The organism is Bacteroides sp. RCH18 (genome assembly GCF_058231005.1).
Genome location: NZ_JBIPTC010000001.1, coordinates 1 through 15558 on the forward strand (window position 1 = coordinate 1; position 15558 = coordinate 15558).

The 15558-nt window shown below is 43.2% G+C and carries 10 protein-coding genes and 3 pseudogenes; 3 read left to right on the plus strand and 10 right to left on the minus strand.

Features of this window, described 5'->3' with window-relative positions:
* Positions 1–45 precede the first annotated feature (45 nt).
* The 10 genes and pseudogenes from ACHLI0_RS00005 to ACHLI0_RS00050 form a co-directional block, all read right to left on the minus strand.
* Positions 46–231 (minus strand): hypothetical protein, encoded by a 186-nt coding sequence (locus tag ACHLI0_RS00005; RefSeq protein ID WP_490748156.1) that lies wholly within the window; start codon positions 229–231, stop codon positions 46–48.
* Entirely contained in the window at positions 228–401 is a 174-nt protein-coding gene (locus tag ACHLI0_RS00010; protein WP_490748157.1) for a hypothetical protein, read from the minus strand. Before ACHLI0_RS00010 ends, ACHLI0_RS00005 begins: the two co-directional genes overlap by 4 nt.
* Before the next feature lie 65 nt (positions 402–466).
* Positions 467–864: pseudogene (locus ACHLI0_RS00015) on the minus strand (family 20 glycosylhydrolase).
* A 74-nt stretch (positions 865–938) separates the two neighbouring features.
* On the minus strand, positions 939–1226 hold the full coding sequence (locus ACHLI0_RS00020) for a family 20 glycosylhydrolase (protein WP_490748158.1): 288 nt from the start codon (positions 1224–1226) through the stop codon (positions 939–941).
* Positions 1192–1542: a family 20 glycosylhydrolase gene (locus ACHLI0_RS00025; RefSeq protein WP_490748159.1), complete on the minus strand. Its 351-nt coding sequence runs from the start codon at positions 1540–1542 to the stop codon at positions 1192–1194. Before ACHLI0_RS00025 ends, ACHLI0_RS00020 begins: the two co-directional genes overlap by 35 nt.
* A gap of 259 nt (positions 1543–1801) precedes the next feature.
* A pseudogene (locus ACHLI0_RS00030) lies at positions 1802–4123 on the minus strand (glycoside hydrolase family 20 protein).
* Between the two features lie 38 nt (positions 4124–4161).
* On the minus strand, positions 4162–6756 hold the full coding sequence (locus tag ACHLI0_RS00035; RefSeq protein WP_070750951.1) for a beta-mannosidase: 2595 nt from the start codon (positions 6754–6756) through the stop codon (positions 4162–4164).
* A gap of 77 nt (positions 6757–6833) precedes the next feature.
* Complete coding sequence (locus ACHLI0_RS00040) at positions 6834–8909, minus strand: GDSL-type esterase/lipase family protein (protein WP_070750964.1); 2076 nt, start codon at positions 8907–8909, stop codon at positions 6834–6836.
* A gap of 14 nt (positions 8910–8923) precedes the next feature.
* A complete protein-coding gene (locus ACHLI0_RS00045) occupies positions 8924–10936 on the minus strand; it encodes a beta-N-acetylhexosaminidase (RefSeq protein WP_490748160.1) in 2013 nt (670 codons plus the stop codon).
* Positions 10933–12567 carry a BNR-repeat neuraminidase N-terminal domain-containing protein gene (locus tag ACHLI0_RS00050; RefSeq protein WP_490748161.1) on the minus strand — a complete coding sequence of 545 codons (1635 nt, stop codon included), beginning with the start codon at positions 12565–12567 and terminating at the stop codon, positions 10933–10935. The genes ACHLI0_RS00045 and ACHLI0_RS00050 overlap by 4 nt, the downstream gene beginning before the upstream one ends.
* Positions 12568–12649: 82 nt before the next feature.
* Here ACHLI0_RS00050 and ACHLI0_RS00055 point away from each other — a divergent pair.
* The 3 genes and pseudogenes from ACHLI0_RS00055 to ACHLI0_RS00065 form a co-directional block, all read left to right on the plus strand.
* A pseudogene (locus ACHLI0_RS00055) lies at positions 12650–13153 on the plus strand (MFS transporter); the annotation flags it as partial.
* 143 nt (positions 13154–13296) lie between these two features.
* Positions 13297–14460 carry a n-acyl-d-glucosamine 2-epimerase gene (locus ACHLI0_RS00060; RefSeq protein WP_113747828.1) on the plus strand — a complete coding sequence of 388 codons (1164 nt, stop codon included), beginning with the start codon at positions 13297–13299 and terminating at the stop codon, positions 14458–14460.
* A 22-nt stretch (positions 14461–14482) separates the two neighbouring features.
* Positions 14483–15556: a DUF4434 domain-containing protein gene (locus ACHLI0_RS00065; RefSeq protein WP_490748162.1), complete on the plus strand. Its 1074-nt coding sequence runs from the start codon at positions 14483–14485 to the stop codon at positions 15554–15556.
* Positions 15557–15558 lie beyond the last annotated feature (2 nt).

Consider the following 15558-nt stretch of genomic DNA (forward strand, 5'->3'; position numbering starts at 1 on the left):
TTTCCGTACCCATATCAATGGTAACATCCAATCGCTTTTTATCGATTAAACCTTGCCAGGAACATCTCCATAAGTCCAGTCGCCACGGAATACCATCGTAAGAGCTGTATTTCCCTGCGCAGGATAGTGAGAACTATACGGAGCATTATAAATGGCCTTCTTCCCACAGCCAGATGACTTATCGGCTTCAAAGACTCCGGGACGACTTCCTATCTCATTTTTAAGATTCAAAAGTATGATATCCTTTTCGCTTGCAAATCATCAACTGCTTTCAATGCACGATTAGAAAGTCTGTCCATAGATTTACGTGCGGGAGCCGACCAAGCCACTTCTGCCAAAGCAAGGATACGAGGATATATCATATATCCATATGCTCCGGAGTGGGGATATATTCTGCCCATAGATTTGCCTGCACACCATAAAACAAGTTTTGCCTGTTCTACAGTTAAAAGAATCTGAGACCGGATTATATGAATAAACCTTCTCCAATGGCAAATATCCTCCGATAGCTTCCGGCTGAGAATACGGAGATTCCTGAAACTATTCCAAATAACAATATTGACGGGGAGTCATAACTGCCTGATGACCGGAACGGACAGCAGCAATACCTCCTCTTCGCACGCCATGACATTACAGTAGCATTAGGAGCCAGACCACCCTGAAGAATTTCATCCCAACCCAGCAACTTACGTCCATGTGCATTCAGAAACAGTTCAATACGATGAATCAGATAGCTTTGTAACTCGTCTACATTAGAAAGATGTTCATCCTGCATCCTTTTCTGACATTTCGGAAAGTCTTCCAAGCCGCTTTACCAGCCTCATCGCCTCCTACATGAATATATTCCGATGGAAAAAGTTCCATTACTTCAGTAAGCACATTTTCTAAGAAATGAATGTTTCTTCATTTCCAACACAAAATCTGCGTTTTTATAAGGTTCACCCGAACAGGAGAGTTGTGGATAAGCAGCCATACTTCTTCTGAATGGGCAGGCATCTCGATTTCAGGAATGATGTGATATAATGCTGCTGCGCATATGCAATAATCTCCTTATGCATCCTGAGTATAATAACCACCGGAAGCACCGGGCTCATCAAAACGAAGATATTTCCGTCCGCCATTCCACCATTTCTTCCAGTTGGCATCTGACGCCAGGCTGCAAATTCCGTCAATAAAGGATATTTCTTTATTTCAAGTCTCCATCCTGCCGCATCCGTCAAATGCAAGTGCAAAACGGTTTAGTTTATAAAATGCCAATGCGTCTATCTGTTTCTTCACAAATTCTTTAGAGAAGAAGTGGCGGGAGACATCCAGCATCATACCACGATAAGCAAAACGAGGGGTATCCTGTACTTCAACAGAAGCTATAGAATAGCCCGTGTCCGAAGGCTGAGATAACTGCAACAATGTCTGAATTCCATAAAACAACCCAGCACCGGAAGAAGCCTGAATCAGAATATGTTCAGGAGTAACGGATAATATATTAACTTCCGGTGACACCAACTGAGGCTTCTTTTCTGTTATCAATAAAGACAAAGACATTCTGTTTATCTTTCTTTTTCCCTTCCTTAAATTGTACAGGTAATGCAGTTTTCAGATAGTTACCCAGAAGAATAGCTTCTTCTCCCTGTAGATTTGTATAAAGCTTTGTTTTTTCAGAGAGTAAAAAAGAGCCCGTACCCTGTTCCATCTTTAAGGGGAACAGGAATTACGGACTGTGCATTTATGGGATGTGTACAAAGACACATCCCGATTACCCATAAGAAAAGACAAACTTTAGTGTATCTCTTTCTTATATTCATTAATTAATTGTGATTTCGTTCTACAAAATAAAAAGCCTGGATAACTCTTACCACCATGCCATTCCGGAATACTTTTCGGGTGAAGCTATAACTTTCACATATTGTGCAGACAGGTGTAAAATGTTAGTTTATGGTCATAAACACCATTTTTATCAGTTTCCTTCATTGCAGGATAGCTTCAGATGCCACTTTCGTGAAGTTTGTGCCGTCTTCTGAAACTTCTACAGAGAGTCCTCTTGTATCAAAAAACCAATCTCCCTTCTCTACGCAAGTAGAAATGCCAACGCTTGAAATCTCTGTTGGTTGTTTGAGATCAAATAGTCACATCCAATCATTTCCTCTAAATGCAATCCAGCGTCCGGTTTATAGTTTACCATTTCCTTTCAAGCCATCTACCAACGTAGAGACACCTTTGAACTCATATTGTTTATTCACCGGCTGATTAGCAACAATCGCTTCATGCTTGATTTACTGAAATCGATTTTCTCAGAAACGACACGACTATTGCCAGTAGGGCGAATAGCTATAGCCGAGAAGTCTGCATTTTCCTTAATCTTCAAAGCGCCATCATAAACGGGAGAAATACTCGTCGGCTCTGTACCATCTAGCGTGTAGTGGATTGGTGCATTATCAATTGTAGTAAGGTGTAATGTCTAAAGTACATCAGCCGGATTCGGAGTAAATTCTGCTTTTACATCAAATACGTGCTTTGCATAATTATATCCTTCTGCATCATACCACTTAATCAGTCGTGGAAGACGAGACAAGAAATCTTCGTAGTTCTTCTTATTAGGTGTTGACCACTGGACTTCACACAAAGCAGCCCAACGAGGCAAGACCATATATTGAGCATGAGAGAAAGTAGCAATATACTCTGTCCAGAGATTGGCCTGTACACCTTTTATATACTGCTGTTCTTCCGGAGTAAGGGAAGCCGGCATCGGCTCATAGCTGTACACTCTTTCCATCGGCAAATAACCTCCGATACCGAAAGGTTCATTCTCAGTATCTTTAGCCTGATAATAATCAAAATACAGATAAGTGTTCGGGGTCATGATCACATCATGTTTCTGCTTGGCAGCTTCAATACCTCCACTTTCGCCACGCCATGACATAACTGTTGCATTAGGAGCAAGTCCGCCTTCGAGAATCTCATCCCAACCGATAATCTGACGTCCGTGATCATTCAGGAACTTCTCTATATGATTGATAACAAAACTCTGCAAACGTTCTTCCTTAGTATGATTCTTATCCGATTTCAAGCCTAACGCTTTGATACGTGCCTGACATTTCGGACATTTCTCCCATCTTACCTTCGGACATTCGTCACCACCTACATGGATATACTCTGAAGGGAAGATTTCAATCAATTCACCATATACATCTTCCAGGAATTTCAGAACCTGATCGTTGCCAGCACAAAGTACATCATCGGCCACTCCCCATTGTCTCCAAACTTCATACGGTCCACCGGTACAACCCAATTCCGGATAAGCGGCAAGGGCAGCCAGCATGTGTCCCGGAAGGTCGATCTCAGGAACAACAGTGATATAACGTTCTGCGGCATAATCTACAATTTCCTTAGCCTGTTCCTGTGTATAGAATCCACCATAGGGTGTATTGTCATATTCACCGGAGTTACGTCCGATGACCGTTCCCGATCTTTGAGAACCTATTTCCGTCAACTTCGGATATTTCTTGATTTCCAGACGCCATCCCTGGTCGTCAGTGATATGCCAGTGCAAACGGTTCATGTTGTGCAAAGCCAGCATATCAATATAAGTCTTCACTTCATCAATTGTGAAGAAATGACGGCTAACATCGAAATGTGCACCACGATAACCGAAACGAGGAGCATCCTTAATTTCAACAGCAGGCAATGCTACATCAGCACCCAAAGCAATAGGCAATGATTTACGCAAAGTCTGAATACCATAGAAAACTCCGGCTTCTGTAGGGGCAGTTATCGTGACACCTTGATCGGTGACTTTCAACTGATAAGATTCAGGGTTTTCTACTTCTGAGCCTAACGCCAGCACTATAGCATTTTTACCTTCAGTTCCGGCTTCAATCGAAAAGTCTTTTCCGGTTGCAGTCTTCAGATAATCAGCCAAAAATTGCGCATTACGCTGCATCTTCTCATTTCCTTCCGGATAAAGGATTTTCACACCGCTTTTCAAAATAAAGGGGTTTACTTGCGATGTTACAATTTCTTGTGGCAATGGGATAATCTGATAATTGGCTTCTTCTTGTACCGAGTCACAAGAGCTCATCAGTCCTGCCAGTGCCACACATCCTGTTAATTTTAGGAGTTGTTTCATAAAATAAAAATTAGGTGTTAGTAGTTAATAAATTAGTTTTATTTATAGGTTTCTCGAATATGCTTGATATTGACAGGTAATTCTTCTCCCTTCTTTATCCGGGGAGAAGTAATAATTACTTTCTTACGTTCTCCGGGTAAGAGATCAAAGAAGTTGTCACTGTAACGGGCTCCCTGCAATGGAGTCTCAATAAAAAGATCTTTTGCCAACATTGATGAAAAGAGAGTCAATTCACATTTACCATCCGTCTGCTTCATTTGATAGGATACTGCTGCCGGAGGAAGTTGCAAATCTTTCGTCTTTCTGAAAAAATGGACGCTTTCAGCCACCTGATGTCCCGATTTATCTTTGAGTATCAATTTCAAGAAGCTGCGTCGGCAGTCTTCGGGAGTCAGCCAGCCATCCAGTTTTGCACGATAAACACATTTTGAAGTATTTGCCGGAGCTTCCAACGAATGTACTTGTATCTTCTTACCCAGCGTTTTTCCATCAAAATCCACGACTTTCATTTCCAATGTCATTTGCTCCATTGTATCAAGCCGGTCTGAAATTAGAAAAACACTCAAACTGTCATTCTGCTGTATAGGATTGATCAAGATCGGTGCAAAAGCACGCTTTGCCTGATAATGTAATGCCTTCCAATTACCATAATAATCAATACTTGACCAGGATACCACCGGCCAACTGTCGTTCAACTGCCAATACAATGTCCCCATACAATAAGGACGATTGCGTCTGTGAGCTTCCAGTCCATGCCGCATCCCCTGTCCTTGCAAGACTAATCCGACATACACAAAATCCTCGAAACTTTCGGGAATGATATAATCACGTTCCATATAAGTACGGATCAACGAATTGCCAATACTACTCTTCTGATGCGCATTCATCACTTCAGACTCAATCTGATAATCTTCAGGAGCAGCAAAAGCAGCAATGGTTTTCATTTCCGGAAATGACTGGAAACCAAATTCACTCATAAAACGCGGCAAATCGGTATCTAAAGACTCAAATGGCTTCTTTCCGTACCAGACTCCCCAATTATGACTGTCTCCTATCCCCCATGATTCCGGACGCCCCCAGTTAGCGAGATAGGGCGAACTGTGCACATAAAAACGATCCGAATCAAATTCTTTAACCATTGAAGGCAACAGCTCACGGAACAGTTTATCATAACCATGCATTAATCCTTGATAAACCTCCGGAGTAAATTTCTTCTCAAAGCCCCAATATTTCAGAGCTTCCAGTATTTCATTATTACCACACCACATCGCCAAAGAGGCATGATTCCGAAGACGACGAATATTGTAAACAGCCTCCGCCTCTACCCGTTTCAGGAAAGTAGGATCGGATGGATAAGGGGTACACGCAAACATAAAATCCTGCCAGACAAGTATCCCGTTCTCATCGGCAAGGTCATAGAAAAGATTATTCTCATATGTCCCGCCACCCCATATACGAACCATATTCATATTGGCTTCCTTCATGTCACGGAACAAAGTCTGATAGCGTTCCGTAGTAACATTAGGCAACAGTGCATCCTGAGGAATATAATTAGCTCCTTTGGCAAACATCGGTATGCCATTGACTTCAAAATAAAAAGATTCTCCGTCCTTATCTTTTTCATTTACCACACGAATCGTTCGTAAACCAATCCGATGAGATTGTTCCGCAACAATCCGATTTCCACAAACTATCTGAGCCGAGAAATCATACAGAGTCGGAGTTCCCCAACCATTAGGCATCCATCGTACAGGATTCGTCACTTCAGTAGGAAGAGTGATATGATTTATCCCGGGTTGCAGTGTCACCTGCTGTTTTACTTCTGTAATGGTAGTTCCATTCAACGATACATTGACCCTTACTTCAGCCGGAGTTTTCTGAGGAACAATCTGATTAACAATCAGTTCATTAGACAGACGAGCGTTTTCATCTGTCAGCGATAATTGTCTGACATGGTAGTCGGATATGGTAGCTATGTCGTAAAAACGAAGAGTAACCGGGCGCCAAACACCACTTGTCACCATTCGGATGCCCCAGTCCCAACCGTAACTATACGGAGCCTTACGGCTGAACACACTAAGATGTTTCTCGTGATGATCGTTATCCGCTGGATAATTAAAGCCATTGGAAGCATATTGCGGCAACGTTTGCCGGATAGGTGAATGGAAATAAATATATAAGTGATTCTCGCCCTTCCGCAACACTGATTTTACAGGAAGTGTATACCCCACAAACATATTATCAGCCTTCAGCAATAATGAGCCGTTGAGATATACGTCTGCATAGGTATCAAGACCTTCAAAAATAAGTTGGATTCCGTCACGATTCAATTGCTCTTCGGAGACTATAAAGGAGGTTCTATATTCCCAGTCCTCATTCTCCACCCATTGAATTTTCTTTTCATTCATCCCATAAAAAGGATTCGGCAGTAATTCATGACTGATCAGGTCCTGATGAACCGTACCAGGAACTGTGGCTGGCATCCACTTTTCAGTCCCTGATTGAGAAAATTCCCAACCGGTATCCAGTAGCATGACTTCCGAAGTGTCATTACCTTGAGCATAAACCATACTACAGCAACATAGCAATCCACATGCTATCGGGGCTATCTTTCCTGTCAAATTTAAGATCATAGTGGGGGCATTAGATATTAACGGAGTAAAGATATTGCTTTTTTGTTAAATATTTCCTATTGAAGCCACAAAATATCTCATTTCATCGAAAATTCGGCACGAAATGTCGAAGCAGGCAGTCCTTCCCGATTGATCAGATTAGCCCGCGTAAAAGGTTGCCAGCCATATCGTACATAGCGGGGATTTTGCACTTCTTTACTATATACCTTCACCTGTTCTCCTACAACCTCAGCCGTTGCCGGATAATAGATACCATCATATTCCGCTACTTCAAAGCATTGTAAGGGCTTTCCGTCCGAGCTCCGCATCCCTTTTCCATAATCAAAAGACAAAAAGACTTTCCCACCGCGAACGTTTGCACCACGAAATAAAGGACCAGAAGGAATGACATTTTTCTGATACGTTTTATTCAAAGCCCATCGCGCCAAACGCTCTCCCACGGGTTTCTTACAGGTAGGATGCACATCCAGAGAATCACCATGATCGCTGGATACAGCCATTCCGATATGAGAAATTTCATTCAACATTCTACGCTGACTATCACGGAACCAAGGCCAAGAAGGGCGATTCAAACTGGATAATTGTACATAATAAAAAGGCAGGCAGGCATCATTCCAATTCTTTCGCCAACTATTCACGAGCAGTTTAAATAATTTTTCATGGGCTTCCCAATTATGCGCATTCGATTCTCCCTGATACCAGATTACTCCTCGTATCGGATACTGTTCCAAAGGCCGAATCCCCGACTCATATAAATAACAAGGCTCATACGGATGCCTCTGCTGGCTATTTGCTGACTTTTTTATATTCAAAGCAGCCCGTCCGCGCACCCATTCCTGAATAAAATCATTTTTAGTCCAGTCTTTTAAAATGGCGGGAAACTGATATTCCAAACTAGCTCTATCTACCCAGGCTTCTGTAGGTGATCCTCCAATGGCATTGCAAATCAATCCAACCGGAACATTCAGACTATCTCTTAGCATCTTACCAAAATAGTATGCAATTGCCGAGAAATCAGAAGCTGTCGCCGGAGTACAATTTTTCCATTCCGTATCCTTATAATATTGGAGATGATTCAACGAGTCAAGTACGGACGCCTCCCATTCGACGGCATTTGTGCGCCAACGTGCTTTCATATCATACAAACGAAGTTGCTGATCTGCGGCACGTGGAATATCGTCTCGGGCAGTCGAAGCCTGTTTCAGCATAAACTCCATATTTGACTGACCGGAACAAAGCCAGACTTCACCCGCTAACACATTTTGATATTGAAGGTCTGTCTCATCCGTTGAGATCTTTAAGGTATAAGGACCACCCGCCTTTAAAGGAGGCAACGTTACCGACCATTTTCCATTCAGACCTGCTTTTGTTTTCATTTGCCGGTCGGCTATGCTTACAGTTACCCGGTCCCCGGCATTGGCAATTCCTTGAACCGTCAGCGGAACATCCCGTTGCAATACCATATTATCTGTATAAAGCAACGACATTTTCAGTCCGCCATAATCTCCGGTAATGGCGGAATATACGGTCTGAGCCATAATAAACGCTCCTTCGGAATCAGGGTGTACGGCGTCCGTCAATATGAAAGGGTATGGATACAACGGCTCATGAAAGTCGATCAACTGTACTCCGGTATAGCGTGCCACATTCTCAATAGCCAATTGTATTTCTCCATGCCAGTCACGTGTCCCTGACAGGAAACGAGGATGCCGATCGGCAATAGGTGTAAGTCTGGCAATCATAATCCGGACTTTAGAATTAGCCGCCCGAAAAGAATCGATCAATTCAATGTAATCTTTCACAAAGGAATCACGATAATCGGGCCAATCACGGGGATCTGTATCATTGATGCCTAAATGAATAACCACAATATCTCCGCCAAAGTCGATCGCTCTGCGATACTCATCTTGCTGCATGTAAGGCCGGTGCCCTTTATTCAACAAGGTAGCACCCGATTTGCCGAAGTTTTCGACTTGATAAGACTCTCCCAACATCTTCTGTAATTGCGCCGGATACGATTGTGTAGTCCGGTCGGGCAATCCATAACCATAGGTGATACTATTCCCGATGCAGGCAACTTTAATACGATTTTCCTGTGCACTCGCTGCTGTAACAAACAAGATGGCAACAACAATCAATAATACATTTTTCATCATATAAGAGTCAATTACATTTTCTTTTCCGGAGAATAGATCAGCCCTTCTACGGCCTTATCGCCGTCAGGAGTAACAAATACTGCGGTAAACATCCATTTAACCAATCGTACTTCATTCGTTGAGAATTTGCCGACAGGCAGTTTCAGCAATACCTTATTCCAGCCTTTATGCAAATGAACCCGTAGTGGCAGACGTGCCACACAATTTTCATTACCTAAGGCTGTTTCCAAACTTTTCACGCGATGAGTAGCAGACCATACCGGAGGCAGTATTTCCTGATCATTAATCCAAATACGGCTTTCTTTATAATCCCACTTTCCCGGTAATGGCGGCAGGTCATTCTCAGAACGTCCATAATTTTGAAATTCAGCCCATAAGCCGACTTCCTGTGCTTTAGAAGAATAGACATACGTGTAGGCATAAGCAGTATGATTCTCCTGCGGGTCTTTATAAAAAGCCGGCACAATTTTCCCCCATACGTGCCGGAGATAGATACCGGCTCCTATGGCAGGACGCACTCCATATTGCTTCCCTTCATAGGTATATGAATCTTTCAGCTCTTCTTCCGGTGGAAAAACTTTAGTCAGATCCCCCTCATTCGGAAAAGCATCTGTAATGTTCCATTTTACATGAGTCTGTTTGACATAGGCAAATGGATACCCTTTAAACAGATGCTCTTTATACCATAACATACGACTTTCGAAGTCCTCAAAATTACGAAAAACCTCAGAGTTTTCATCTACAGGAAGAATTGTTCCTTGCTTATCAAAATATTCAGTTCCTCCTCCCCGCCATGAACGCTCTGCGATAGCCAGCATATTCGGGTAAAAGTTATTTTCCAGAACCATATTCCACTCTTTGTCGATTAAACGATCATTCCAGATACCCATAATGACTCCGGCAAGATCATCACTTCCCATATCCGCATTATAAATCCGACTATTATATAGAGCAATTATATCGCCGAACGTATCAAAATGATTCAAATAATGGAAACGGGAGTCAATAGCGGGAATACCTTGTTGGGCTTTGCCACGATAGCTCCAAAGTTGCATCATGTCGATCTCACCCGTCTTATACTTCCATCCGGGATTCCAGGAAATCACTTTTTTCCCTTTGTCACGGATATAAGCCACCATTTCGGGCACAAACTGCGGATTAGTAAAATGCACTTCGTCTGTTCCAATATGGAGATATGGAACATCAAACGTTTCACAAATCTCATCCAGCAGGAGTTTCAGGATCTTCATTCCTTCCGGACTTTGCATATCATGACGGAAAGTACGGATAAATGCCGCACTATGTCCGGGCATATCAATCTCCGGAATCAACAGTACCTGATGAGCTTTACAGAACTCGGTCAACTCTCTCGCTTCCTCCAGCGTGTAATATTTACCCGCCATACGAGTCATATTCGCACTATCATTCAACATCGGAAAGATTTTACTTTCCAGACGCCATGCCTGATTTTCCGTCAAGTGCCAATGAAAAGTATTGATTTTAAATCGGGATAATATAGCTATCTCACGTTTCAACTCCTCCAAAGACAAGTAGCTACGCCCTACATCCTGCATGAAACCCCGAATCCGGAAAGCCGGCCAATCAGTGATAGTACCACATTTCAGTCGGATTTTCTTTCCCTTTTCTTCTTTTAGTTGATATAGCGTCTGCATCGCCCAATATACTCCACGCTCTGCTACAGCCTCCACAGTAATTGCCTTTGGAGTAATAATCAGACGATAAGCCTCTTCCTGATTGACAGGTACATTGTCAATCGCGTCAACCAACTTTATATTGATAGAGGATGCCGACTGATCAGTCAGAGTGCCTCCCATCTCCGTCACAAAACGCTTCCATTCCTGCGAAAGCACAGGAGTGGAAAGCTGCATTTTACCCACGACAAAATATCCTTTTGCAAGCACACATTGCTGAGGTTGGGGAAGCAGATGCAAATGACCTGCTCCCAATATATATAAGGTATGGAATAAAAATGCAATCCCCAAAAAGATTCGAAGACTTTTCATCGAATCAAATCTTTCAGTTTTACTGCTTGAAATGTCATGTGGGCTGCACTACTCTCATACAAGATGCCAATCGTTTCCCGATCAATCATTGTCAGACAGCTATATCCCCAGCCTTCTCCTTCATCCAGCATTAACTGATGTTCGGGAAGCCAGGTCAGTCCGCCGTCCAGGCTGGCTTTAATAGTTATATGATTGCGTCCTCTGGTCGTATTCGGATTCGAGAACAAAAGGATATCTTTATCAAGTATATTATCTTTAGCTTCCACATGAATCAAACTAGCCATACATACAGGTTCCTGCAAGGCCTTCCGAGAGGAAGGATGTTCTGTCCATGTCTTGCCCAGATCTTTTGTAATTGCCACAGCACGGCTTCCTCCACGGTTATCCCGCATATTCAGCATCAGCACTCCGGGCTCTGTTTCTACTACTTGCGCTTCGGTTGTATTGGTACGTGCCATGTTATGCATCTTCCATGTTTTTCCGCGGTCTTTACTATACATGATGCCGGCATTAGGCACACGGGTAGAGTCGATAAACTGGGTAGGAAATACTAAAGTTCCATCACTCATTGTTATTCCCCGTCCCGGTCCCTGAAGCAAGAAATACCAGGAAGGGTCTTTTACTTGTTCGGTTATATTAATCGGTTTCGACCAGGTTTTACCGTCATCCGTACTTTTTGCCATCACCAGTTGTGCCGTTTGATATAGATCCATTCCGGGATGAGAACTCCACCAGGCACGTTGATTACCCATTCCGTGTGTCCATGCGGCAACAACCCATATTGTATTCGTTTGGGTATCTACCAGAATAGAAGGGTCCCCTACCCCATTCTGTGCAGCAGGCAAACCATCATATTCGCCGAACGAAAGAGGAAGGCGCATCTTTTCCCATGTTTTGCCACCATCCGTGCTCCGGCTCAAACCGACATCTACATATTCCTGCAGATCGACACTGCTATTATAACGAACATCATATACGCCAAGCAGCGTTCCTTTATTTGAAGTTACCAATCCGGGAATACGGAAAGAAGCCGAACCGTCATCACCGGCATGGCGGACACCCACTGCCATTCGATGAATAATGTCTTTCGGCGACCGTTCTTCACAAATGGCTTCTTTACCATCGATCTTCACTGATTGAAGTTCGGAACTTATTTTCGTGAATAGAGAAGTCTCCGGCTTCATCTGCAAGCTGATCCAAAAGAAATTAATCCCCGGGAACAACTTATAATGACTCTTCAAAACAACTTTTGCAGAAGGCCGCAAGACTTCCGCACATTTTATCGAATAAGACGGTATTGCTGCCAATGTATTCCCCGGACGGTGACTGGATATATAGTCAACAGGTGCAAATCTGTTCTTTCCTCTATCTTGTAAAGCTTCCGTACCGCCATAATAGAGTTTGACAGCCTGTACATCCGACAGATTGACACTCTTTCCAAAATCCAAAACGATCTCATCCATCATCCGGCTTTCTTTTGCATCTAAACGAAAGTAGAACAATACGTTATCCTGCCGCTCAATTAAAATAGGAATTTGCGTCTGATGTACAAAAACGGTGTCTGAAGCTTTCACGAAGATAGAGCACCCTAACAAGAGAACAAGGGTAAGTAAATAATGATTTCTTTTCATAAATGGGGGTATTAGTTAGTTTAACGAAGGCAAAGATAAGATTTTCTCAGCATATATTTAACAGTCAAAGCGACAAACTTGCGTTTTTTACCAAGTTCTCGTAGGACTAGTCAACACTCTGACCACCGTTCTTGCTCTTGTGATCATCGACAGGGTCGGCCGCAAGAAACTGGTCTATTACGGAGTTTCGGGGATGGTTGTCTCCCTCCTGCTGATCGGCATTTACTTCCTCTTCGGTGATTCCTGGGGAGTATCCAGCCTCTTCCTGCTTGTTTTCTTCCTGTTCTATGTATTCTGCTGTGCCGTCTCCATCTGTGCCGTGGTGTTCGTGCTCCTTTCGGAGATGTACCCCACCAAGGTGCGCGGACTGGCGATGTCCATTGCAGGATTCGCCCTGTGGATAGGAACGTACCTGATCGGACAGCTAACCCCCTGGATGCTCCAGAATCTCACCCCCGCCGGAACATTCTTCCTGTTCGCAGTCATGTGCGTGCCGTATATGCTCATCGTATGGAAACTCGTGCCGGAGACCACAGGAAAGTCACTGGAAGAGATTGAAAGATACTGGACCCGGTCGGAACAGTAGAAGAAAGAAAGAGACCTTAATAACAGTAAACTAACAACAACTGAGAAGTATAGAGAAGCCGCAGGCGGTTTTCTGCATGGCCATTCAAGAAACGTTTCCCGCCTTCGGTGTACCCTATACCTATCTATAATAAAAACAATATTATGGATTTTAAGAAACTAGCGAATCAGTACCGGGATGAATTGTTGGACAATGTCCTTCCATTCTGGCTCGAGCACTCCCAGGACGGTGAATACGGCGGTTATTTCAGCTGCCTGGACCGTGAAGGGAAGGTTTTCGATACGGATAAGTTCATCTGGTTGCAGGGACGTGAGGTATGGATGTTCTCCATGCTTTACAACAAAGTGGAAAAACGACAGGAATGGCTGGATTGTGCCGTTCAGGGTGGTGAATTCTTAAAAAAATACGGACATGACGGGAATTATAACTGGTACTTTTCACTCGACCGTTCGGGTAGACCACTGGTAGAACCATACAATATTTTCTCATATACTTTCGCCACGATGGCCTTCGGACAGCTGAGTCTAGCAACTGGTAATCAGGAATATGCGGACATAGCAAAGAAGACTTTCAAGATCATCCTTTCCAAGGTTGATAATCCGAAAGGCAAGTGGAACAAGCTTCATCCGGGTACTCGTAATCTGAAGAACTTCGCCCTCCCGATGATTCTCTGTAATCTGGCTTTGGAGATCGAACATCTCCTGGATCCCGGTTATCTGGAACAGACGATGGAAACCTGTATCCATGAAGTGATGGATGTCTTTTATCGTCCGGAGCTGGGGGGCATCATTGTTGAGAATGTCGATATGGACGGTAATCTGGTGGATTGCTTCGAAGGTCGTCAGGTGACTCCCGGTCATGCTATCGAAGCGATGTGGTTTATCATGGATCTGGGCAAAAGGCTGAACCGACCGGAGCTCATACAACAAGCAATGTTAACCACCTTAACAATGCTTGATTACGGTTGGGACAAGCAATGTGGCGGCATCTATTACTTTATGGACCGTAACGGTTGTCCTCCCCAGCAATTGGAGTGGGATCAGAAACTTTGGTGGGTACACATTGAATCCTTGATTTCATTATTGAAAGGTTATCAGCTGACCGGAGATAAAAGATGTCTGGAATGGTTTGAGAAGGTACATGACTACACATGGACACACTTCAAAGATCCGGAATATCCGGAATGGTTCGGTTATCTGAATCGGCAGGGAGAAGTATTGCTGCCACTCAAAGGTGGGAAATGGAAAGGATGTTTCCATGTACCAAGAGGATTGTACCAATGCTGGAAAGTACTGGAAAATTTATAAACCCTTATTTAAATAGAACGATATGGACGGACGACGTAATTTTCTAAAAACCGCATTTGCCACATGTTCATTGCTAGCAGGCAGCAAACTTCTGACGGCATGCACTCCCATCAAAAGGGCAGCATCTGAAGAAGAAGAAACATTTGAGACATTTGCCACTCCCAATGCCTTGAAAGGGATGCCTATCAAAGCTACTTTTCTGGACGAAATCAGTTGGGATATTCCGCACCAGAATTGGGGTACAAAAGAATGGGATAAGGATTTTAAAGCTATGAAAAAGATGGGAATCAATACCGTAGTGTTGATTCGTGCCGGTCTTGGTAAATGGATTGCTTCTCCTTTTCAATGCCTGTTGGGAAAAGAAGATGTGTATTATCCGCCTGTAGACTTGGTCGAGATGTTTCTGACACTGGCCGATAAATACGACATGGCTTTCTATTTTGGTATGTACGATTCCGGGAAGTACTGGCAGGAAGGATTATTTCAGAAAGAAATAGATTTGAACATGGCTCTGATTGATGAAGTATGGAAGAAATATGGTCATTATAAATCTTTTCAGGGATGGTATTTATCTCAGGAAATCAGCCGCCGGACGAAAAACATGTCTAAGATTTATGCGGAAGTCGGAAAGCACGCCAAGAGTGTCTCTGGCAATCTGACGACTTTAGTTTCTCCATACATACATGGAGTAAAGACAGACCAGGTAATGGCGGGTGACAAAGCCTTGTCAGTGAAAGAACACGAAGAAGAATGGGACGAAATATTGGATAATGTAAAGGGAGCAGTCGATATCATGGCATTTCAGGATGGTCAGGTAGACTATCATGAATTATATGATTATCTGGTTATTAACAAAAAACTGGCTGATAAATACAATATGAAATGCTGGACCAATATCGAATCTTTTGACCGGGACATGCCTATTCGTTTCCTACCCATTAAATGGGAAAAGCTATTGTTGAAACTGGACGCTGCGCGAAGAGCGGGAATGGAAAATGCAATCACGTTTGAGTTTTCTCATTTCATGAGCCCTAATTCGGCTTATCTGCAAGCCGGACACTTATACGAACGATATTGTGAACACTTTATTCTATAAAC

Excerpts from the sequence above, each read along its gene's own strand:
- ACHLI0_RS00045 (WP_490748160.1), bottom strand. The coding sequence starts at position 10,936 with ATGAAAAGTCTTCGAATCTTTTTGGGGATTGCATTTTTATTCCATACC.
- ACHLI0_RS00010 (WP_490748157.1), bottom strand. The coding sequence starts at position 401 with ATGGGCAGAATATATCCCCACTCCGGAGCATATGGATATATGATATAT.
- ACHLI0_RS00065 (WP_490748162.1), top strand. The coding sequence starts at position 14,483 with ATGGACGGACGACGTAATTTTCTAAAAACCGCATTTGCCACATGTTCA.
- ACHLI0_RS00050 (WP_490748161.1), bottom strand. The coding sequence starts at position 12,567 with ATGAAAAGAAATCATTATTTACTTACCCTTGTTCTCTTGTTAGGGTGC.
- ACHLI0_RS00035 (WP_070750951.1), bottom strand. The coding sequence starts at position 6,756 with ATGATCTTAAATTTGACAGGAAAGATAGCCCCGATAGCATGTGGATTG.
- ACHLI0_RS00060 (WP_113747828.1), top strand. The coding sequence starts at position 13,297 with ATGGATTTTAAGAAACTAGCGAATCAGTACCGGGATGAATTGTTGGAC.
- ACHLI0_RS00040 (WP_070750964.1), bottom strand. The coding sequence starts at position 8,909 with ATGAAAAATGTATTATTGATTGTTGTTGCCATCTTGTTTGTTACAGCA.
- ACHLI0_RS00025 (WP_490748159.1), bottom strand. The coding sequence starts at position 1,542 with ATGTCTTTGTCTTTATTGATAACAGAAAAGAAGCCTCAGTTGGTGTCA.